Origin of the sequence: Bermanella marisrubri, from assembly GCF_012295615.1 — a bacterium.
GTDB classification, from domain to species: Bacteria; Pseudomonadota; Gammaproteobacteria; order Pseudomonadales; family Oceanobacteraceae; genus Bermanella; species Bermanella marisrubri.
In genome coordinates this window covers 1,246,509-1,266,413 of record NZ_CP051183.1, presented here as the reverse complement: position 1 = coordinate 1,266,413, position 19,905 = coordinate 1,246,509, and the positions used below count along the sequence as shown (strand labels likewise).

The 19,905-nt window shown below is 43.9% G+C and carries 18 protein-coding genes; 6 read left to right on the top strand and 12 right to left on the bottom strand.

Features of this window, described 5'->3' with window-relative positions; translation table 11 throughout:
- Positions 1–53 precede the first annotated feature (53 nt).
- Positions 54–1,553, top strand: a complete 1,500-nt coding sequence (locus HF888_RS05805; protein ID WP_007019289.1) for a flavin-containing monooxygenase — start codon at positions 54–56, stop codon at positions 1,551–1,553.
- A gap of 37 nt (positions 1,554–1,590) precedes the next feature.
- Entirely contained in the window at positions 1,591–1,971 is a 381-nt protein-coding gene (locus HF888_RS05800; RefSeq protein WP_007019290.1) for a hypothetical protein, read from the top strand.
- Here HF888_RS05800 and HF888_RS05795 read toward each other — a convergent pair.
- From HF888_RS05795 to HF888_RS05750, 10 genes are all read right to left on the bottom strand, one after another.
- Positions 1,968–3,089 carry a dihydrolipoamide acetyltransferase family protein gene (locus tag HF888_RS05795; RefSeq protein ID WP_007019291.1) on the bottom strand — a complete coding sequence of 374 codons (1,122 nt, stop codon included), beginning with the start codon at positions 3,087–3,089 and terminating at the stop codon, positions 1,968–1,970. The genes HF888_RS05800 and HF888_RS05795 overlap by 4 nt on opposite strands.
- Positions 3,090–3,091: 2 nt before the next feature.
- On the bottom strand, positions 3,092–4,102 hold the full coding sequence (locus tag HF888_RS05790; protein WP_007019292.1) for an alpha-ketoacid dehydrogenase subunit beta: 1,011 nt from the start codon (positions 4,100–4,102) through the stop codon (positions 3,092–3,094).
- A gap of 24 nt (positions 4,103–4,126) precedes the next feature.
- Complete coding sequence (pdhA, locus tag HF888_RS05785; RefSeq protein ID WP_007019293.1) at positions 4,127–5,242, bottom strand: pyruvate dehydrogenase (acetyl-transferring) E1 component subunit alpha; 1,116 nt, start codon at positions 5,240–5,242, stop codon at positions 4,127–4,129.
- Positions 5,239–6,276, bottom strand: a complete 1,038-nt coding sequence (locus HF888_RS05780; RefSeq protein WP_007019294.1) for a Leu/Phe/Val dehydrogenase — start codon at positions 6,274–6,276, stop codon at positions 5,239–5,241. The genes pdhA and HF888_RS05780 overlap by 4 nt, the downstream gene beginning before the upstream one ends.
- Before the next feature lie 156 nt (positions 6,277–6,432).
- Complete coding sequence (locus HF888_RS05775) at positions 6,433–7,836, bottom strand: ATP-binding protein (RefSeq protein WP_007019295.1); 1,404 nt, start codon at positions 7,834–7,836, stop codon at positions 6,433–6,435.
- Positions 7,837–8,502: a response regulator gene (locus HF888_RS05770; protein WP_007019296.1), complete on the bottom strand. Its 666-nt coding sequence runs from the start codon at positions 8,500–8,502 to the stop codon at positions 7,837–7,839.
- 9 nt (positions 8,503–8,511) lie between these two features.
- Positions 8,512–9,426, bottom strand: a complete 915-nt coding sequence (locus tag HF888_RS05765) for an FAD:protein FMN transferase (protein WP_007019297.1) — start codon at positions 9,424–9,426, stop codon at positions 8,512–8,514.
- A 351-nt stretch (positions 9,427–9,777) separates the two neighbouring features.
- A complete protein-coding gene (locus HF888_RS05760) occupies positions 9,778–11,019 on the bottom strand; it encodes a DUF3570 domain-containing protein (RefSeq protein WP_007019298.1) in 1,242 nt (413 codons plus the stop codon).
- A 24-nt stretch (positions 11,020–11,043) separates the two neighbouring features.
- Positions 11,044–11,271, bottom strand: a complete 228-nt coding sequence (locus HF888_RS05755) for a DUF4266 domain-containing protein (protein ID WP_007019299.1) — start codon at positions 11,269–11,271, stop codon at positions 11,044–11,046.
- Between the two features lie 11 nt (positions 11,272–11,282).
- On the bottom strand, positions 11,283–11,744 hold the full coding sequence (locus HF888_RS05750; RefSeq protein WP_007019300.1) for a TlpA disulfide reductase family protein: 462 nt from the start codon (positions 11,742–11,744) through the stop codon (positions 11,283–11,285).
- 109 nt (positions 11,745–11,853) lie between these two features.
- Between HF888_RS05750 and dsbD the strand changes: the two genes are divergently transcribed.
- From dsbD to HF888_RS05735, 3 genes are read left to right on the top strand one after another with little or no spacing between them, the layout of a single operon-like run.
- Entirely contained in the window at positions 11,854–13,599 is a 1,746-nt protein-coding gene (gene dsbD / locus HF888_RS05745; RefSeq protein WP_007019301.1) for a protein-disulfide reductase DsbD, read from the top strand.
- A 41-nt stretch (positions 13,600–13,640) separates the two neighbouring features.
- Entirely contained in the window at positions 13,641–14,174 is a 534-nt protein-coding gene (locus HF888_RS05740; protein ID WP_007019302.1) for a cytochrome b, read from the top strand.
- A gap of 25 nt (positions 14,175–14,199) precedes the next feature.
- On the top strand, positions 14,200–14,862 hold the full coding sequence (locus HF888_RS05735; RefSeq protein WP_007019303.1) for a YoaK family protein: 663 nt from the start codon (positions 14,200–14,202) through the stop codon (positions 14,860–14,862).
- Here HF888_RS05735 and HF888_RS05730 read toward each other — a convergent pair.
- Both HF888_RS05730 and HF888_RS05725 read right to left on the bottom strand, forming a co-directional pair.
- On the bottom strand, positions 14,843–17,929 hold the full coding sequence (locus tag HF888_RS05730; protein WP_007019304.1) for an efflux RND transporter permease subunit: 3,087 nt from the start codon (positions 17,927–17,929) through the stop codon (positions 14,843–14,845). The two genes, HF888_RS05735 and HF888_RS05730, sit on opposite strands and share 20 nt — an antisense overlap.
- A gap of 9 nt (positions 17,930–17,938) precedes the next feature.
- Positions 17,939–19,078 carry an efflux RND transporter periplasmic adaptor subunit gene (locus HF888_RS05725; protein WP_007019305.1) on the bottom strand — a complete coding sequence of 380 codons (1,140 nt, stop codon included), beginning with the start codon at positions 19,076–19,078 and terminating at the stop codon, positions 17,939–17,941.
- Between the two features lie 93 nt (positions 19,079–19,171).
- Between HF888_RS05725 and HF888_RS05720 the strand changes: the two genes are divergently transcribed.
- Entirely contained in the window at positions 19,172–19,888 is a 717-nt protein-coding gene (locus HF888_RS05720; protein ID WP_083771955.1) for a TetR/AcrR family transcriptional regulator, read from the top strand.
- Positions 19,889–19,905 lie beyond the last annotated feature (17 nt).

Below are 19,905 nucleotides of genomic sequence, written 5' to 3'. Positions count from 1 at the left end.
CTTGCTCTAAGGTCGAAATAGGCTCAATACAATAAAAAAAACGAGGATTCATCATGGCCATTCCGTTTTATGACGTCATCATAGGTGGTGCAGGATTGTCAGGTATTGGCATGGCATGCCATCTTGCACAAAAATGTCCGAATAAAAGTTTTGCGGTAATAGAGCGTCGTGATGATATTGGTGGCACTTGGGATTTATTTCGCTATCCAGGCATTCGCAGTGATAGTGATATGTTCACCTTTGGTTATGACTTCCGTCCTTGGCATGATCTTTCTGTACTGGCTGATGGCACCAGCATCAAAAACTACATAAAAGATACAGCCAAAGAATTCTCTGTCTACGATGAGATTCAATTCTCGACTTCGATTATTCATGCTGACTGGGATACTCAAAAACAAACTTGGACCCTTACACTAGAAGACAATGACTCCCAACAGCAGCGACAAGTAGAATGCCAGTTTTTTGTACCTTGTACCGGTTATTACAATCACGCTGAAGGTCACCGCCCGAGCTTCCCCAATGAAGATAGCTTTAAAGGACAAATTATTCATCCTCAATTCTGGCCCAATGATTTAGATTATAAAGGTAAAAAAGTCGTGGTTATTGGTAGTGGTGCCACAGCCGTTACTTTAGTCCCTGCCATGGCTGAAGACTGTGCAGAAATTACTATGCTGCAACGTTCACCTTCTTATGTATTTTCTGTACCAGCCTTCGATGCATTATCAAAATGGTTAGGCTTCATTATGCCCAAAAAATGGGTATTTAACCTAGCCCGCAAGCGCAACATTTTCTTACAACGGGCCTTGTACAAAGTCAGTAAACGCTACCCCAATGCCATGCGTCGGTTCTTTTTATGGACAGTCAAAAGACAAGTGGGCGACAAAGTGGACATGAAACATTTTACGCCATATTACAACCCTTGGGATCAGCGTTTATGCGCCGTACCCGATGGCGATTTATTCGAAGCGCTCTCGTCCAGCCAAGCGAATATTGTCACAGATACGATCAAGCAATTTGATGAAACCGGTATCAAACTAGATAGTGGTCAACACCTCGATGCGGACATCATTATTACCGCTACTGGTCTTAGCTTGCAGGTTCTGGGTGGAATGACGCTCGGTCAAGATGGGCAACAGCAAGCCTTTAGTGAGCGCATGACCTACAAAGGCGTACTCGTAGAAGACGTACCCAATTTCGCTTATATCTTTGGCTATACCAATGCCCCATGGACATTAAAAGCCGATATTGCTTCACGTTATGTCTGCCGTTTAATCAACTACATGGACGAAAACCAGCTGCAGAGTGTTTATCCCCACGCAGACGCCGGACAAAAAACCGATGCCACGGTAATGGACGAGATGCAATCAGGTTATATCAAACGGGCAAAAGATGTCTTACCTAAACAAGGAAAAGATGTGCCATGGCGTGTTTTAAACAAATACGAGATCGATAAAAAGATGTTGCTCAAGCAACCAATCGAAGACAGTCCTCTTGTTTTTCTAAGAAAGAATGAAAATTCTATTGTAGAGGAATTACAGCAAGCTAATCTTTGATATATAACTTAATCCGCTTACAAATATAAGGAAATGTATGGAAGATAAAAAGATAGATGAATTGATTAATAAAATCGGTGATAGCCAGAACAACGCTAATTTACAGTCATTATTAAACTCCACTAACCAGCAAAAGTTTTTTGGACCTAAGTTAGAGCAGCTTACAGAATCTATCAATAAAGCGTCTGATAGCTCAGGATTCCTTTCCAAAGTAGTAATAGCTTTGACATTAGTTGCAACATTCATTGCAGGCCTAGAGGTTTATCTCAATTTCTTTAATACAAATGCTTACTCTAATTATAAAACTGAGAGTCTAACTTGTATCATTAATACTCAAAAACTATCGGACAATATTCCAGTAGATCTTGCTACGGAATATTGCGATAGACTAAACAGTAATCAAAAAAAAGATAGCTAAATTTCTGGTTTGGCGAGGTCTTGCATCATGGCTTTTAAGAAGCGCGCGGCTTCGCCGCCCGTTGCCGCTCGATGATCAAACGTTAAAGAAAGCGGAATGATCGCATGGGCACAAACTTCACCCTCCCACACAACGGCTTCCCGTCGAATGCCACCGGCACCCACAATCGCTACCATAGGCGGTACAACTACGGGGTTTGCATATTTACCGGCCAAGGTGCCAAAGTTACTTAACGTAATGGATGCACCTTGCATTTCTTGCGGTGGAATTTTTCGCTCTTTTACCGCTTGGCGCAAGGCATTAAGGCCATCACGCAGGTCAAACATATTGCGATTGCGAATATCGCGCAGTACAGGAACAAATAAACCTTGCTCTGTATCAACGGCAATACCCAAGTCCACTTGGTTTAACATACGCCGCGTCATCTGTTCCCCGTCAAACCAAACATTTAGTTCTGGCTGAACTTCACAAGCATAAGCTATAGCATGTACCAATCGCATAGTCACATCCTGCCCTTCCTTCCATTGATGAATATCAACATCATCGTGAAGGGTGACAGGCACAACATTCGCATGACTATCTGCCATGGCTTTGGCCATGGATTTTCGCACACCTTTTAAAACTTCGCTTCTGCCTTTTTCATCATTCAATGCGGCGGCTTTTTCGACGTCTTCTATGGTAAATCGACCATCACCACCTGACGGCTTTAAATGAGAAAGATCGACACCTAAGCGTTTTGCTAAAGCACGCACACTGGGCGTTGCTTTAACACTGGCATTTGCGCCACTATTTGCGGGGTCATAGGCACTGCCGACAATAAAGCCTTGCTCACTATTGCCTTGGGGTGCTTTCGACAGATCACCCACAACCGTGCCGCTATCTTCTTCGCCTTCGTATTCAACAAGTGCTTCGCCCACGTGTACCGTATCGCCCTCTTCTGCGAAAAACGCCGCGACGACTCCCGCTTGCGGACTAGGTACTTCGACAATGGCTTTTGCCGTTTCTACCGAAACCATCAATTGATCTACAGCCACTTGATCACCGGGTTTAATATGCCATTCGACAATTTCTGCTTCGTGTAACCCTTCGCCTAAGTCCGGCAACTTGAAGTATTTCATTGTTATTCTTCCTTCATGCTTTTATCGACCGCGGCAAGGATGTCCTGAACATTAGGCATATAATAATGTTCGTTCTGAAAATACGGCATGTGAGTATCAAAACCGGCAACACGCTGTACTGGCGCTTGCAAATTCAAGAAGCATTTTTCACTCACTTGGGCTGCGATTTCCGCGCCTACAGCGAACGATTTTGCTGCTTCATGCACAATCACACAGCGGCCTGTGCGAGCCACACTGATTAGAATGGTTTGCATATCTAACGGTTTTATAGAAGCCACATCAATAACTTCCGCATCAATACCATGCTCCGCTAATGCATCCGCTGCTTGCAATGTTTCTGCGATACTCGCGCCCCAACTCACAAGAGTAATATCTTTACCCTGTCGCAACGTAAAACAACTATCTAACGGCAAGGCTTCACCGTTATTTTCATAGCTCTGTTTACTGGAACGATAAACCCGTTTAGGTTCTAAAAAGATAACCGGATCAGGATCACGAATGGCGGCTAACAATAAACCATAAGCTCGTGCTGGGCTGGAAGGAATCACCACACGTAAACCAGGAATGTGCGCCATTAACGCTTCAATGCTTTCGCTATGGTGTTCAGGTGCATGAATGCCACCACCATAAGGTGCGCGCAATACCATTGGACAAGATAAACGGCCACGAGTCCGATTACGCATACGTGCAGCGTGACACATCAAATGCTCTAAAGCGGGGAAAATAAAACCACTGAATTGGATTTCAGCAATAGGACGCAAACCCTGCGTCGACATACCCACCGCGAGACCACCAATCAATGCTTCCGCCAATGGCGTATCCATGACGCGTTTAAAACCAAATTTTTGTTTCAGTCCATCTGTCGCACGGAATACGCCACCGTTGCTGCCAACGTCTTCACCCAGCACAACAACATTCTCATCGTGCTGCATTTCCCAATGGATTGCCAAGTTCACCGCCTCTAGTAAAACGGTGTCCACTAATTCATGAGTATCTTGAATTGCTTCGGCCATAACGAGACCTCCTTAAGGGCATCTCTAATGCGATGAAGACATGCGATCGATTTTATCGATAAGCAAATCCAGTTGTTCGTTCATAACCTCTGGCCATTGCTCGTATAAATAATCGAACATAGCCGCAGGTTGTTGAGGTTCTCGTGCGAGATACCGTTTCACTGCAGCATCGACAGATTTGGCACATTGCTTTTGCCAATCCTGTTCCCGCTGTTCATCCCATAGATTTAAACTTGCAAGCAAACTCTGCAAACGTTTAACCGGGTCTTTTAGCCACGCTTCTTTCACTTCATCATTGCTACGATAACGCGTCGCATCATCAGCCGTAGTATGGTCACCCAAGCGATAAGTCACGGCTTCGATGAGTGTTGCCCCTTTGTGCTGTTGAATGCGCTGACGAGCTTCTAACAAGGCTTGATACAACGCCATAGGGTCATTGCCATCAACTTGTACACCATGAATCCCTGCACCAATCGCTTTTTGCGCTAAGGTCTTAGCACCACATTGAATTTCTCGTGGAACAGAGATGGCGTATTGATTGTTGTTCACCACTACGATCAACGGCAATTGCCAAGCACCAGCAACATTTAAGCTCTCAAAGAAATCTCCTTTGCTGGTACCGCCATCTCCAATTGTGGTAATCACTAGATTATCTTGTGCTTTAATTTTCAGCGCTGCTGCTGCGCCAGCTGCATGGGTTATTTGAGTAGCGATAGGCACACAAAGTGGCAAATCTTGCTTAGGACCAGTTGTACTTCCTCGCTCATCTCCTCCCCAATACGCAAGAATATCGCTCATATCATAGCCACGCATAAGTAGCGTGCCATGATCACGATAATAAGGAACAAAAACATCTTCATTTTGTAAGGCAATGCCAATTGCTGTTGCAAAGGCTTCTTGGCCCAAACTTGAGGGATAAGTTCCCATTTGACCTGTACGCTGAAGTGCTATGGCTTTTTGATCAAACACACGAGTCATCACCATGTGTTTGTACATATCACGGAGCCATTCGTCCGTGGCAAAATCTGGGCGAGGCTGAGTCCATTCTCCGTGTTCATTTAAGAATTGAATCCAATCAATTACAAAACGAGCAAGTGGTACATGCCCCTGCTCGGTAACTCTCGATTGCGATAGTTTCATATGGCCTCCTGCATAGTGGTGTCATTGCCATACAAAACATGTTCCGCCATCTCATCAGCAATCACCTGTGTCGGGATATTTTTTTGTTTAGACAAGATGAATATTTTGTTCAGTGTGTCTTTTAATTTTAAAACTTGATGATCAATTTTATCCAGTGATAATCCACGAAAATTTGAAGACGCATAAATTAGTCCACCGCTGTTAATCACATAATCTGGGGTATAGAGAATCCCTAGGTCATGCAATTGCTGACCGAGGCCATCATGAGCCAATTGATTGTTAGCACAGCCCGCTATGACCTTACATTTTAATTGCTTGATCGTATTATCATTAATAGACAAGCCCAAACCACAAGGGCTAAACACATCGCATTGCTGGGAATAAATTTCATTTACCGATACCGCTTTCGCATCAAAGTGCTTAACTGCGTAATCGACTTTTTGCTCATCCACATCACAAACAATGATTTTCGCACCTTGCTGATGTAGAGATTCTGCTAACACCATACCGACATGGCCAAGGCCTTGAATAGCAACGGTTAAACCTTGAACAGATTGATTAAACGCTTGTTCTACTGCTTCTGCCAGACCCAAAACAATACCTTTAGCAGTAGTCGGACTTGGGTCACCAATATTACTGGAACTAGCAACGAACGGTGTTTGACGACGAATGATATCCATATCACTGACACTGGTACCAGAGTCCATGGCGGTTATGTAACTACCGTTTAAACTATTAATAAATTTTCCAAAAAGAGAGAATAACTCGGCTCTATCAAAATCTCCTTCAGGCATCATGATGACAGACTTACCACCACCTTGCGGTACACCAGCCAACGCTGCTTTATAACTCATACCTTTTGCCAAACGGATTGCATCATCAATGGCTTGTGTTTCATTTTGATATCGAATGAAACGACAGCCACCCAGTGCTGGGCCTTGACGTAAATTATGTAGGGCGATGATGGCCTTTAACGGACCATTACTACTAAAGTGCAGCTCTTGCACCTTGTCTTGGGACATGAGATCGAACATAGCGTACTCCTTTTTGAGGCTTCGCCACGACTATGATTTCCCTTTTGGGGATACTATGAGTCTAGTTCTAATCTACATTTTTTTAGGGAATTGGCTACTGTGAGAGTAACTTTTTTAGTGCATATAAAAATTGGATATATCAGACATGGTACTTATCTATATCTTATTGGACTCTAGGGGCAGACTCACGAATACACAAAGCCCACTTGGTTTATTTCTTTTAAAACTCAGAGATCCATGATGGAACTCTACAATGGATTGTACAAGTGACAGACCTAGGCCGGCACCAAACCCTTCTTTATGGTTTTGTCGATAGAAGCGCTCTTTCAACTTACTCATATCCTCTTCCGGAACTCCGGGTCCGTTATCAGAAATACTAATTTCAACCAAGTCTTTTTCGGTACTTAGGGTTACGTTTATCTTCCCGTTTGTTTGCGTGTAGTTAATTGCATTATCGACCAAGTTACGCATAAGAATCTCCAATAAAAACTCACTTCCTTGAATAGAGAGTCTACGATACTCACTAACGAGCTCGATATCTTGAGCTTTATTTTCAATTTTCGGCAACATTTCAGATAAAACATTTTCTGCAATACTGACTAAATTAACAGGTCCGATGGGGATAGACTCTGGGTTAATTTTAGAAAGCGTTAATAGCTGCTCCAATAACCGAGATATACGTTTTATACCCGACTCCAAATTTCGTAATGCATGAGAACGTTGGTCCTCGTCATTGGCTTCTAGTGCGTTCTGAGCATGAATCATAATTACAGATAAAGGCGTACGTAACTCATGGGCTGCATCTGCTGTTAGGCGTTGTTCACGGTCTATAGCGTCTTGCAACCGTGAGAAAACCTGATTAACTGCCGTTAGAACAGGTTGTATCTCCGACGGTATATGCAGAAGCTGTATTGGCGAAAGGTTTTTAGGGTCACGCTTGCCTATATGCTGCGCCAATAATTTGAGTGGATTTAAACCCACAATAACAATCAAAATTATTAATAAGAGTAAAATAGGCAAACTGATCACACCCGGAAGTAACGTTTGCCTCGCTATATTATAGGAAAGCTCATCACGAATAATTTCACTTTCGCCAACATGCAACCAAAAATCCCAATCGCTATCATATAGACTGAAAACCCGCCAGCTTTCACCGTCCAAGTCTGTTCGACTGAACCCAGCATCTTGAGGTGCCATTGGTTCGAGTGGTGCAGAATTTGACTTTATTAACAACTTACCCTCTAAATTGAATATTTGATAAGCAATCTTACGCTGATAAAACAGCGCCTTGACATCGTCTGGATCTACTTGACTACTCAATGCTTCTTCTAGGCCATGATAAACAATAGGTAGGTGACTATTGTTTTGATCAATAGTAGAAACACTTTCCCCTAACAGGTTAAACAATATATTTGAGCTATGGGCTAATTGTGCATCAAATAATTCTTCGATTTCGTGAATAGCCTGATCACGACTCGACCAATACACAACGCCATGATAAATAACCAACACACTAAGAATGGCAATAACAAGAAATCGACTAATGGAGCGAAATGGCATTCATTGCTCCTCGCTCTTTTTAATCATATAACCCACACCACGGACGGTTTTGATTATCGCGACAGGTAGCTTCTTACGTAAATTGTGAATATGCACCTCTAAAGCGTTACTTTCAATCTCGTCATCCCAGCTATAAAGACTGTGTTCAAGCTGGCTACGAGTCATCACTTTATCTTGGTGTGTCGCAAGCGCCTCAAGGAGATTAAATTCTCGACGGGAAAGACTGATATCTCTATTTTCGAAACTTAAAGTGCGTGCCTGTAGGTTAATGTTGAGTCCCTGAACTGTAATGTTATTACTACTCTCTCCCACACTACGTCGTAAGAGAGCCCGCATCCTTGCTAACAATTCGTTTACATCGAATGGCTTGGGCATGTAATCATCGGCCCCTAGATCCAAACCTTTGATTTTATCTTCGATTTGATCTCGAGCCGTGAGGATCATCACGGGCGTTGCAGATTTTTTGCGAACATGCTGAAGAAAATTTAGACCGTCACCATCGCTTAAACCCAAGTCTAATAAAACTAGGTCATAGCTTTCTTGTTCGAAGGCACTCATACCGGCTTTTATCGTATCAAATTGATCACAAGCATAATTATGATTTTTGAGAGACTGCTTTAAACCATCAGCTAACGCTTGATCATCTTCTAGCAATAGAATTCGCATGAATTTTTTCTACTCCTGAACCCAATAATCAATCTCTTGCTCTTTAAGAAAATGCGTCGCATCGGCACCTTGCAACATTGCTAACGTTGAAAATAACCCGGCTTCTACACAAGTATTGGCTGCAACCGTGATGCTTTTGGGCGCTGACGTAAAACTTTGACCCGTTTTAGGATTTAGGATATGGCTGTAGCGAATGCCATCTTTCAACAAATAACGGCGAGCATCACCGCTGGTTGCGAGTGCCCCACGAGAAAGACGAATCACGGCAGAAGCACCGCCTCCGACTTTTTCTATTCCGACCTGCCAAGGAACAGGCTTGCCTTTTTTTAACGACGACTCTTCAACTATACGTGGACCATTACATGCCAAATCACCACCAAAGTTAACTAGTATTGGCGCGTTGACTTGTTCGCGGGCTAACTGTAAGCAACGATCCACTGCATATTCCTTCCCGATACCACCCAGATCGATTTCCATCCCATCAGGAACAGTTAGGAAGTCTCCGTCAAACTTTAGCTTTTTGAATCCGATAAATGGCAATAGCTTTTGGATTTCATCATCACTGGGGACTCGATCACCGCCATCAAATGACCAAACACGGCGTAAAACTCCAGAGGTAATATCAAATAAGCCGTCACTGAGTTCATTGCATTGCTGCGCAAATTGTATTAGACGTTTGAATTCATCATCTAGCTTTACGGTTTGATGCTGATTAATTTGATAAAGCAGATTATCATCGCGATAACGACTAAATTTGTGTTCAATACGCCAAGCTTCTTCAGCAACCTTATCGATAACGGATTGGGCCAGAATGCGATCGAGAGTTTCTACATGTACTTCACAGGGACTGGCCATGGCTTGAAAGCGACCAATAAAACCAGTGGACGTTTGCTCGATATTGATTGCTTTATCCGATACAGCCATATAAAGATTTTCCTTAAGGGCACCTCTAATAAGTCAATTTGACTCTGCAAGACGCCTGTAGTGCTTTCATTCAAGGAAGGCTTCGCCGCGTAATGACGAGTCCTTTCCCAGAAGCCTGACACCGGAGGAAAGTGCTACAGGCCTTGCCCTTTGGGGCCTTACTCGTGTTCCAATCTCTGTGTTGTGGTATTTTGATTTAACCCGTTAGACCTTCAATACCACGCCTTGATCTTGAAACACGATCAAGGCCAGAGCTTAAAGTGACTTATTAGAGGTGCCCTTTAATCAAAAGCCATGGCTCGAACCAAGTGACGCCATGGCTTTTCAATTTACTACAAGGATGAAATCACATCAAAACTTATAGTTGTATTGCAAGATAAAGGCATCCACTGAGGACGCATCATTGTCACCGCTTTGCTGATACAGTTCTGCGCGAATACTATTTTGATTACCACCAGGTGTAGTAAAGCCATACTTCAAGCCAACGGTGGTGGCTGTCATATCCGCTAGGCGATAATCCGCACTGACTTCAGCTGGCAAGGCTTCGTTTTCAGACAAACTATAGCGATAGAAGTCGGCCTCGCCCTGCTGATAATAACGAACATGCGGTTCCCAATAATTGGCTGAAGTCATATTGAAACGATAGCGCACATCAAAGGTATGACTAGTAATACCCCAATCATCATTCAAGATGCGATACGACACATCCAGTACATCTCCACTGATATCACGCTTAACACGAGCAAATAAGGTTTGCTTGCTGCGAGCATCCGGACGATTCTCATAGATGTAACGGCCATTCAAACCATTTGTAGCAATCAAGTCACCATTACTATCCAATACCGATACAATTTTATATGGATCATTGTGATACCCGTCACTCTGTGAGAAGCCTAAATTCACTTGCGCCAAGGTATAACGATCAATCACCTGGGTCACACCAAATAAGACTTCTGCCATGGTGCGGGTTTCTGAATCACCGTCTCGTAGCTGTGTCATGCTATTACTGCGCATATCGGTTAATGCTACCGGTGTACCGCCAACAGGCTTAATTTGGTTAGACTCAAACGACAAGCCCAAGCTCAATGTGGTATTGCGCTGGTTCAAATCCGTCAGCCACGTACCACTGCCACCCAAGGAGAAAAAATCATATTCATTGGAGACATTGGCCGTCCACATTAGGCGATTCAAGCGATTAATAGGCTGCAAATAATTAGCACTAAAGTTGATGCGAGTATCTCTAAACGTATCGTCTAAAGGTACTTCACCCACACCTGTGGTATAGCTACCATTGCCACTAGGGCGAGAAAAGGTTTGTATCTCATCTGACTGAGCAGCGCCGTTATGACTGGCGCCCGTTAGACTGTCTAAAACCAGTTTAAAACCCACGGCACTTTCATCATCAAATTCTTTCTTAATGCTGATGGCAGGTTCAATGGCACTGACTCGGTCTTGCTCATTGTAAATTAGAATTGCCACATCTGTATCCCAACCAGCAATACCAGGTGAAGCCTGCGCTAAACTCGTTGCCCCTAATAAACAACCTGTGGCGGTTTTAAGAGCGGTCTGAATATTCTTAAATTTCTTTGACATAATTTCGATCCTATCATTCACCCATTAGTTGCAACCGCAACCGCCGCCGCCAAATGTCTGGCCACCAGAACTGGCCTCTTTACTAAAGTAAATATGATCATCAAAGGCCGCATCCATGGGCGCTGAATCCAGTGCCATATCTTCGCGGGCAAGTACATCCCTTTCCCATGGTTTAACACCCATTGACGAACAGGCCGACAATAGAGTGAATAAGGAAAGAACTAATATAACTTTTGAGCTGCGTTTATTCATACCGTCCACTCCTAAGAGGCTTCTTTCAGCAATTCTTGAATACTGGTTTCATAGCTATCAATATCCGATTTCTTAAAACCAACATGGCGATGGCGTACTTCTCCATTACGATCAATGACAAACGAGCTAGGCATACCAATCAATTTGTATTGATCAGCCAACTCTCCATCAGGGTCAGAAAATACGCGAAAGTCAGCGGGTACATTTTTTAAGAAACGCTTTGCGGCTTCTATATCACTATCCAAGTTAACACCAACGATGATTAGGCCATCTTTTTTGTAACGATCTTCCATTTCATTTAACCAAGGAAATGACTTACGACAAGGGCCACACCAAGACGCCCAAAAATCCAGATACACGACTTGCCCCTGATATTGCTGCAGATCGAATTTCGAAAGCCACTCTTCTGCCTGGCTGGATAATGAAAGCGTAAGCAGCAAGGCTACGCTAAAAATTTTTTGCCGAAGAAGCATTTTGTTTTCCTCTACTGGATGCTCTGATTTCAGTATGGCTATGCAATCTTAAGGTTTCCTTAACATTCGCTGATTTATCCTGAAAAAACTGAAAAAGTGAGGACAGGACATGAAGCGGTTTCTGCTATTAATTATGATTCTTATTTCGGGCCTAGCTATTAATAGTCATGGGACCGAAAGTGAGTTTTTACCGGTAGAGCAAGCCTTTGCTTATGAGTATTCCATTGAGAACAATACCATTAGTATCCAATGGGATATTGAGGATGGTTATTATTTATATCTTGAGCGCATCCAACTTAAACAAGGCGAGACGCCTCTCAATATCCGTTTTCAGCAGACACCTAAAACGAAAGTGGACGATTACTTTGGAAAAACAGAGGTGTTCCATCACCAGTTAAATGCTAACGCTAGTCTAACAGGGGCTGAACCGCTTAAACTCAGATTTCAAGGCTGCGCCGAAGCAGGTTTGTGCTATCCGCCAGTCAAAGTGAACATGCCAGTTTCTAACTTTCATTCAAGCGATAGCTTGGCAAAAAATAGCGCAACGATCAGTGCCTCAGACGCAGGTTCTGAAATGGATCAAATTTCTCAAATTCTTTCGGGCAATAGTTTGCTTTGGCAAATTCTTGTATTTTTTGCGCTAGGAATTGGCTTGGCATTTACGCCTTGTGTCTTTCCGATGATCCCTATCCTTTCCAGTATCATCGTAGGTCAGGGTGAATCCATTACCACCCGTCGAGCCTTTTTCATGTCGCTCACGTATGTCATTGCTATGGCCTCGACTTATGCCATAGCCGGTACTGCCATGGGTTATTTTGGTGCTGAAGCCAATGTGCAAATGTATCTGCAAAACCCATGGGTCATTACAAGTTTCGCCGCAGTATTTGTTGCTCTGTCTTTGAGTATGTTTGGTTTATACGAGATCGTCTTGCCTCGCTTTATTCAGGACCGCTTGACCAATGTTCAGAACGCCCAACAAGGTGGCAGCTTAGTCGGTGTTGGCATTATGGGGATGTTATCAGCATTGGTGGTGAGTCCATGCGTGAGTGCGCCTTTAGCTGGCACTTTGGTTTATATCTCAACCACGGGTGATGCCCTGCTTGGCGGGCTCGCACTACTTGCTTTGGGTTTAGGCATGGGCGTACCGCTTTTAGTGATCGGAACCGGTGGCGGTCGATTTATGCCGAAATCTGGTGTATGGATGAATACTGTGAAAAGCCTATTTGGCATTGCTCTTTTAGCGATTGCCATTTGGCTGTTAGGACGAGTGATCAGTGCGCAATTCGTACTTTTACTATGGGGTATTCTATTGATCGCTACCGCGGTGTACTTCGGCGCACTATCTAAAAGTACCGACAATGGTTCCCGCACTCGCCAAGGAATTTTCCTAGGGCTTCTAATATATGGTTCAACTATGGTGGTTGGTTCGGCTATGGGCAATAGCGATGTATTTCAGCCATTAAAAATGCATCTACACGCTGATACAGCTTCGACCAAAGTTGAGAGCCTCATCGTCAAAACCGATGATGTAAATAAAGTTAACCAGGTCGTTAATGGCAACAATGGTAAGTGGGTTGTTATTGATCTTTACGCAGACTGGTGTGCCTCTTGTAAGATCATGGATAAAGAGATTTTTAAGCATCCAGAGACACAATCACTGTTACAAGAACTTGCTGTGGTCAAACTGGACATCACCAGCAATCAAGAAGCACATCGACAGTTTTTAAATGAACATGGCATCTATGGGCCCCCTGCCATCGTTTTGTATAAAGATGGCCTCGCCCAACCAAAGCAGAATTTAATTGGCGAAGTTTCTCGCCAAACATTTATGGTTCATATGCAAACATTGCTGTAACAAAGCCTTGTTAATATGACGTTTCAGTAGGAGGGAGTTTTATGTCGAAACAACATTATTCAACGACACTCAAAGCTATACATTGGGGCACATTGTTATTGGTCATCGCGGCATTCTTAAGCATTGAGTTTCGTGAGTTTTATGAAAAAGGCACGGAAACCCGTGAGCTATTTAAGTTCGTACACTTTCAAATTGGTGGTTTGCTTCTATTACTCACCATAGCTCGCTTGGTGATTCGTAAAGTGCAAGGAGTGCCTGATATGGTCAGCATGCCTAAATGGCAAACAGCTGTGGCCCATGGTGTGCATATTGCTCTTTATGCATGCTTAATCGCCATGCCCATTTTAGGTGTATTAACGTTAGTATTTGCAGGGAAAGATACCACGGTTCTGGGTATGGAAATGCAAGGTTGGGTTGCGGCCAATAAAGACTTTGCTCACGATTTAGAAGAAATTCATGAGTCCATCGGCGAAGCCTTTATGTGGATTATCTTTTTGCACGCCGCCGGTGCATTAGTGCATCACTTTGTGCAAAAGGACGATACCCTCGTAAAAATGAAGTTCTCAGGACGTTAATTTTCAGCTGTGATAATATGCTGCCATGATCAAGCAACTACCCCGTTGGGTTGAACATGGCGCTTTCCTATTAAGCCTGATGGCAGGACTGATTAATGCCATCGGCTTTATGGGTTTTAAACATCAAGCCATTACGCACGTGTCTGGATTGGCCACACAATTCAGCCTGTCGGTTGCGTCCCATAATCCTTCTATACATTTATTATTGATCTTGGTGAGCTTCCTAATCGGCGCGTTAATCAGTGGCCTACTCATCAAGCACACGTATTTCGAACAACACCAAAACTACAGTATTCCGCTACTCTTAGAAGCCATTCTATTGGCCTTAGCCATGTTTGCGCTGCTGGATCATTGGGTCATCGGATATTACTTTGCATCCATGGCCTGTGGTTTACAAAACGCCATGGTGACTACTTTTAGCGGTGCGATTGTGCGTACCACACACCTAACCGGCATTATGACGGACTTAGGTATCATGCTAGGACATGCTCTGCGAGGAAAAAATCTCGATAGGCGCAAGCTGAGATTATTTAGTTTGATTATCTTAGGTTTTATAGCGGGTGGAATTATTGGTGTTTACGCCTTTCAGGTAATGGCCCTTTGGAGCTTTAGCATCGCCATCGTACTCGCTTGTACCATGGCGATGGTGTATCACTTTACCATTCACGTTAAGCAGAAATCGGCTTAGCGTCTGCCTCATCTTTCACCTGCTTATTTTTTGGCGTAAACAAGGTGTAAAGAACGGGAACGACAAATAGAGTAAGCAAGGTGGAAACCACAAGGCCGCCAATAATCGCCCAGCCCATAGGTGACCACATACTCGAACCACTCAGAGTTAACGGTAACAGACCACCAATAGTGGTTAGCGTGGTTAAAAGAATCGGCGTCATACGGGTTTGCGCACTTTTTAAAATCGCATCATGAATATTGGCGCCGTTGGCTTGCTCTTGGTTCGCATAATCCACCAATATAATGGCGTTATTCACGACAATCCCCACCAGCGATGTTAAACCAACAAACGCGGTAAACGAGAATGTATAGCCCGTTAAAAACAACGCAAAGAATGCCCCCGTCGCTGCGAAAGGAATCGCCGTAAATACAATCAGCGGCTGCATAAATGAACGGAACTGAATGACTAACACCGCAAAGATACCCAATAGCGCAATGATCAAAGCTTTTGCCATACCGCCAAAGCTTTCTTCACGGTTTTCTTGCTCACCACCCACACTGATAGATACGCCCGATGGCAGATTTAATTCACCCACTTGCTGCAACACTTCTTGCGTCAATGCGGCTGTATTGAATCCACTTTTCACATCGGATGTAACCCGCGCCATGCGGCGAGTATTATGATGCTGAAAACGCGCCATACCACTTTGCATTTGCAGATTCGCGATTTGTTTTAACGGCACCAACGCACCCGAGCCACTGGTGACTTTTAATTGTTCAAACACCGATAATAAAGGTCGATCACTTTCTGATGAGCGCAAAACAATATCGTATTCATCGCCCTGCTCATCTTTATAGATACCCATATAACTGCCCACTAGCGCGGCTCGAATATCTTGGTCTAGCTGACTCAAGGAAATCCCCAACATGGCGGCTTTGTCGCGATTGATATTGAGTTTTAGATCCAGCTTTTCTTTGCCAATGGGATTATCGACGTTCACCGTACCTTGCGTATTGCGCATGATGGATTCAACTTGAGCCGCGCCTTGACGAACACTTTGCCAATCGTGCCCGACGACGCGAATACTGATGGGCGCTTCCGATGGTGGGCCTTGATGAAATTCTTTAACAAAGACACGGACGCCCGCTGTGCGATTCAAGTCTTTCCTTAGCTGCTCTACAAAGGGTTCGACTTCAGATAAGTCAGCCTTGCTTAAATGCACAAATAACTGTGCAAAGTTCGGCGTTTGACGGTCAGGCGATACATTATAATAAATCCGAGGATTACCACGCCCCACATTCACCACCACATCTTCAATCAGCGCATAGCCAGCCAATTGATCTTCAATATCAAACGCTGCTTGTTCGGTTTGATAGAAACTCGCTCCCTCAGGTAATTCGATATTGACGAGAATCATAGGCTTCTCGGCTTTCGGGAATAAACTGACACCAATGAACGGAAAGAGCATTAGAGCAAACACAAAGGTCGCAATCGCAATACCAATCACTGTTTTAGGACGAGCCAATGCGGTTTTCAATTTTGTGGCATACATGCCTTTGGCGACACCATCAAGAAAGTCGCTGGCTTTGGTAGTTTTTACGCTGTTTAGATCACCTTGCTTGCTTAAGACTTTTTTCATAATCAATGGCGTTAAAGTCAAAGCCACCAATAGCGAAGCCAGTAACGTCAAAACTACGGTCACAGGCATGGATCGAATAAAGGTACCCGAACCATTTTGCATCAATAACATAGGCACAAAAGACAGGATCGTTGTAAGCGTACCACTGGCAATAGCCATGGAGACTTGATCACTGCCCAGTGCTGAGGCTTGTTGTGCACTATAGCCATCACGTTTTAAGCGCAGAATATTTTCCACCACCACAATGGCATTATCCACCAGCAAACCAAGGGCGATAACCAAACCCACGATGGACATTTGCTGAAGCGCATAGCCCGTAAAATCCAACCAGCCAATGGCAATGAAAATGGAGATGGGAATAGCCAATACCACCACGACGCTGGGTCCACGACCTAATACCCAAAGACAAGCCGCTGCCACCAAAACCAAACCTTGAATCAGGTTACTGAAAAAACCATTCACTCGGGTTTCAACACTGGTACTTTGATCGTTTACTAATGAAAGTGTTAAATCATTGGGCAGCGTGGTTTCGTATTCGGCAACATAACCTTTGATCGACTCAACCACGTTAAAGATATTCGTCCCCTGGCGTTGAATCACATTAAGAAAGACCGCAGTTTCACCTTGATAATAACCACGATAACTAGGCAGCCCATCGGTTAACTGAATACTGGCGATATTGTCTAAATAAATGTTTTTGCCATTTACCGATGCAATTAATACGCGCTCTAGTTGCTCCACACTGGAAAAATCACCGCTTGTGAGCACGCTAAAGCGTCTATCACCGGCATGCACATGACCACCAGGAATATTATAGGAAGCGGACTCCACTGCTTGCTTCACTTGAGATAAACTCAAACCCAACGCGTGCATGGTGCCCGGATTCACCGATACCTGAACTTCCAAGTCCGCCATGGCATCTAGATCCACTCGTTTAACGCCGCCTAAACGCTCTAAGGCATTTTCTAAACGCTCACCATAGCGACGCAGTTCCACATAATCGCTAGAGCGACTGCTTAGTGCATATTGCAAAATGCCTACTTCGCTGGGTGAAATCTTTTTGGTTTCTAGTTTTGCAATACTGGAAGGTAATTCATCACGCACATTATTAATGGCGGTGACGACATCATCGTATTTTTCATCAGGATCGGAGCCATATAAAAACTCTACCTGCATACGCGCCAAACCATCTTCGATATTGGTTTTGATAAACTTGATGTCTTCTAATTCATTAATAGATTCTTCAATAGGATCAACCACCAAGGATTCCATATCTTTAGGTGTCGTTCCTGGATTCACCACCAAAACAGATACAGCAGGAAAATCAAATTGAGGGTCTTCTGCCCTTGGCATCGTTAAATAAGCAACCACACCGAGCAAAACAAAAATAATAGCGAGCAACCAAGTAAATTGATGATTACGTAAAAAGAATTGAGATACTTTCATGGCTTAAACTCACTCTTTCACTAAAAAAGATTGGGTTTGCTCGATCTGTTTAATCGCTAAAGCATCACCAGGATTAATAAACGAACCGCCTTTCACCACGAGCAAGTCACCTTTATCTAAACCACTGCGCACAAAGCCGTAATCACCTTGTAGGTACGCAAGCTGAATATTCTTCAACACGGGCTTTTGATCTTTTACAACGTAGACTTTTGCATCCATGCCCGAAGCTGAAATAAGTGACTCTAGCGGTATTTTCACTAAGGCCTCATTCTGACTTGGGGTAATCACAGCATGGGCAATCAAACCACTGTACAAGGGTTTATCGGTAAGAATCTGTAACTGAACTTCAAAGGTTTGTGTACGCACATCTGCACGGCCAGCCATTTCGCGAACACGCCCTTCAAAGCGTTGGCTAGGGTAAGCGTCTAAACGAATTTCGGCTGAATCATTCAGCGATAAACGCATACGGTCACGATCAGTGACATTCAGTTTTAACATCCAACCCTTTTTGTCATCTGCAAATACAAAAGCGGCAACGCCTGGGTTAATGTATTCATTGACCTCTAGGCTTCGTTGCAAAATTCGACCATCGGCTGGAGCTTTGATTTGAGCATGCCGACGATTAAAGTTAGCTAAACGTAAATCCGCTTGTGCGACAGAAACTTGCGTCTCCGCTTGGCGAACTTGTTCATCCGAAGCAAGGCTATCCTTACGTAAAGAGTTAATGCGATCTCGTTGGCGCTGGGCATCGGCTAACACACTTTGCGCCTTGCTCACTTGCGCATCCATCTCTTCCAAGGTCAGCGATGCTAGTACTTGACCTCTTTTCACTGACTGCCCTGCTTTTACGCGTACCTTTTCAACATAACCAGGCACTTTAAACGCAAGCGTTTGTTCAGATACCGGCCTCACAACACCACTACCGTATATGGCTTTTGCAGTCGCCACATATTCGACCGGCTTAATCAATACCGGAGTGCCCAACGTTGGCACTGATGGATCATTGGTGCTTGCCTCTTGCGACACAGTTTGTTCGGCCTTAACCGCCAGAGTTGTCGCCTGCTCAGAATTCTCATCACTTAAGCTGGCCGCGGAAACACCAGATAACAAAGAAAAGATAACGGTATAAATTGAAGATTGCATATTCATGGCTCGCTCAGCCTACTTATTTATTATGTTTACACTGAACACATACTAGAATCAGATGTTTACAGTGTCAACAATTCGTTTATTATATGTACTATGAATGACGTAAAGAAGATCTCTTCCAGCTGCCGAATATTTGGCAAAAAACAAAATTACCATCATGGTGATCTCGCCTTCTCCCTCATGCAAGCGGCATTACAACGCATTGCAAAAGAAGGCGTCGATAAGCTGAGCTTGCGCGCTGTAGCGCGTGACTTGGGTGTTTCGCAAACCGCTCCCTATCGTCACTTCAAAGATAAGCAAGCATTGTTAGTTGCATTGGCCAAGCAAGGCTTTGAGGAATTAACACAGACCACACTACAAGCAACGCAATACGGACAAAAAGACAGCTTAAAAACCTTAATGGCTATTGGCATGGCCTATGTGAACTTTGCCCGACGCCATCCTGAGCAATATAAACTCATGTTCGGCCCTTCGATTTCAAACCGCGCCGAACAATTAGAAATGATGGAAGCCGGGAATCAATCATTTAACGTCATTTTGAATGCAACTGAAAAAGCCGTGGAAGAAGGTGTACTCATAGATGATGATTATCAGCTATTAGCAAGAAGCTGCTGGTCAAAAGTGCACGGCATGGCCATGCTTTGTATCGACGGCTTTTACAAAAAACGCAGTGAAAAGGATCTTCAAAATCTTTTTATGAAAATGCAGTGGATTAACTTACGAGGGATCAGTAAACACCCCCTCTCCATTAACCCACCTGAAGAGTGGGTCGCACTCACCGAGCAGTATTTGAAATTGGCGAGTGCCTAATTCGGTTTGTGTGAAAG

Bases quoted from the DNA above. Each gene is read 5' to 3' on its own strand.
- HF888_RS05775 (WP_007019295.1), bottom strand. From the start codon at position 7,836: ATGCCATTTCGCTCCATTAGTCGATTTCTTGTTATTGCCATTCTTAGT.
- HF888_RS05805 (WP_007019289.1), top strand. From the start codon at position 54: ATGGCCATTCCGTTTTATGACGTCATCATAGGTGGTGCAGGATTGTCA.
- HF888_RS05725 (WP_007019305.1), bottom strand. From the start codon at position 19,078: ATGAATATGCAATCTTCAATTTATACCGTTATCTTTTCTTTGTTATCT.
- HF888_RS05750 (WP_007019300.1), bottom strand. From the start codon at position 11,744: ATGCTTCTTCGGCAAAAAATTTTTAGCGTAGCCTTGCTGCTTACGCTT.
- HF888_RS05720 (WP_083771955.1), top strand. From the start codon at position 19,172: ATGAATGACGTAAAGAAGATCTCTTCCAGCTGCCGAATATTTGGCAAA.
- HF888_RS05790 (WP_007019292.1), bottom strand. From the start codon at position 4,102: ATGGCCGAAGCAATTCAAGATACTCATGAATTAGTGGACACCGTTTTA.
- HF888_RS05755 (WP_007019299.1), bottom strand. From the start codon at position 11,271: ATGAATAAACGCAGCTCAAAAGTTATATTAGTTCTTTCCTTATTCACT.
- HF888_RS05795 (WP_007019291.1), bottom strand. From the start codon at position 3,089: ATGAAATACTTCAAGTTGCCGGACTTAGGCGAAGGGTTACACGAAGCA.
- dsbD (WP_007019301.1), top strand. From the start codon at position 11,854: ATGAAGCGGTTTCTGCTATTAATTATGATTCTTATTTCGGGCCTAGCT.
- HF888_RS05730 (WP_007019304.1), bottom strand. From the start codon at position 17,929: ATGAAAGTATCTCAATTCTTTTTACGTAATCATCAATTTACTTGGTTG.
- pdhA (WP_007019293.1), bottom strand. From the start codon at position 5,242: ATGAAACTATCGCAATCGAGAGTTACCGAGCAGGGGCATGTACCACTT.
- HF888_RS05800 (WP_007019290.1), top strand. From the start codon at position 1,591: ATGGAAGATAAAAAGATAGATGAATTGATTAATAAAATCGGTGATAGC.
- HF888_RS05770 (WP_007019296.1), bottom strand. From the start codon at position 8,502: ATGCGAATTCTATTGCTAGAAGATGATCAAGCGTTAGCTGATGGTTTA.
- HF888_RS05760 (WP_007019298.1), bottom strand. From the start codon at position 11,019: ATGTCAAAGAAATTTAAGAATATTCAGACCGCTCTTAAAACCGCCACA.
- HF888_RS05765 (WP_007019297.1), bottom strand. From the start codon at position 9,426: ATGGCTGTATCGGATAAAGCAATCAATATCGAGCAAACGTCCACTGGT.
- HF888_RS05740 (WP_007019302.1), top strand. From the start codon at position 13,641: ATGTCGAAACAACATTATTCAACGACACTCAAAGCTATACATTGGGGC.
- HF888_RS05735 (WP_007019303.1), top strand. From the start codon at position 14,200: ATGATCAAGCAACTACCCCGTTGGGTTGAACATGGCGCTTTCCTATTA.
- HF888_RS05780 (WP_007019294.1), bottom strand. From the start codon at position 6,276: ATGTTCGATCTCATGTCCCAAGACAAGGTGCAAGAGCTGCACTTTAGT.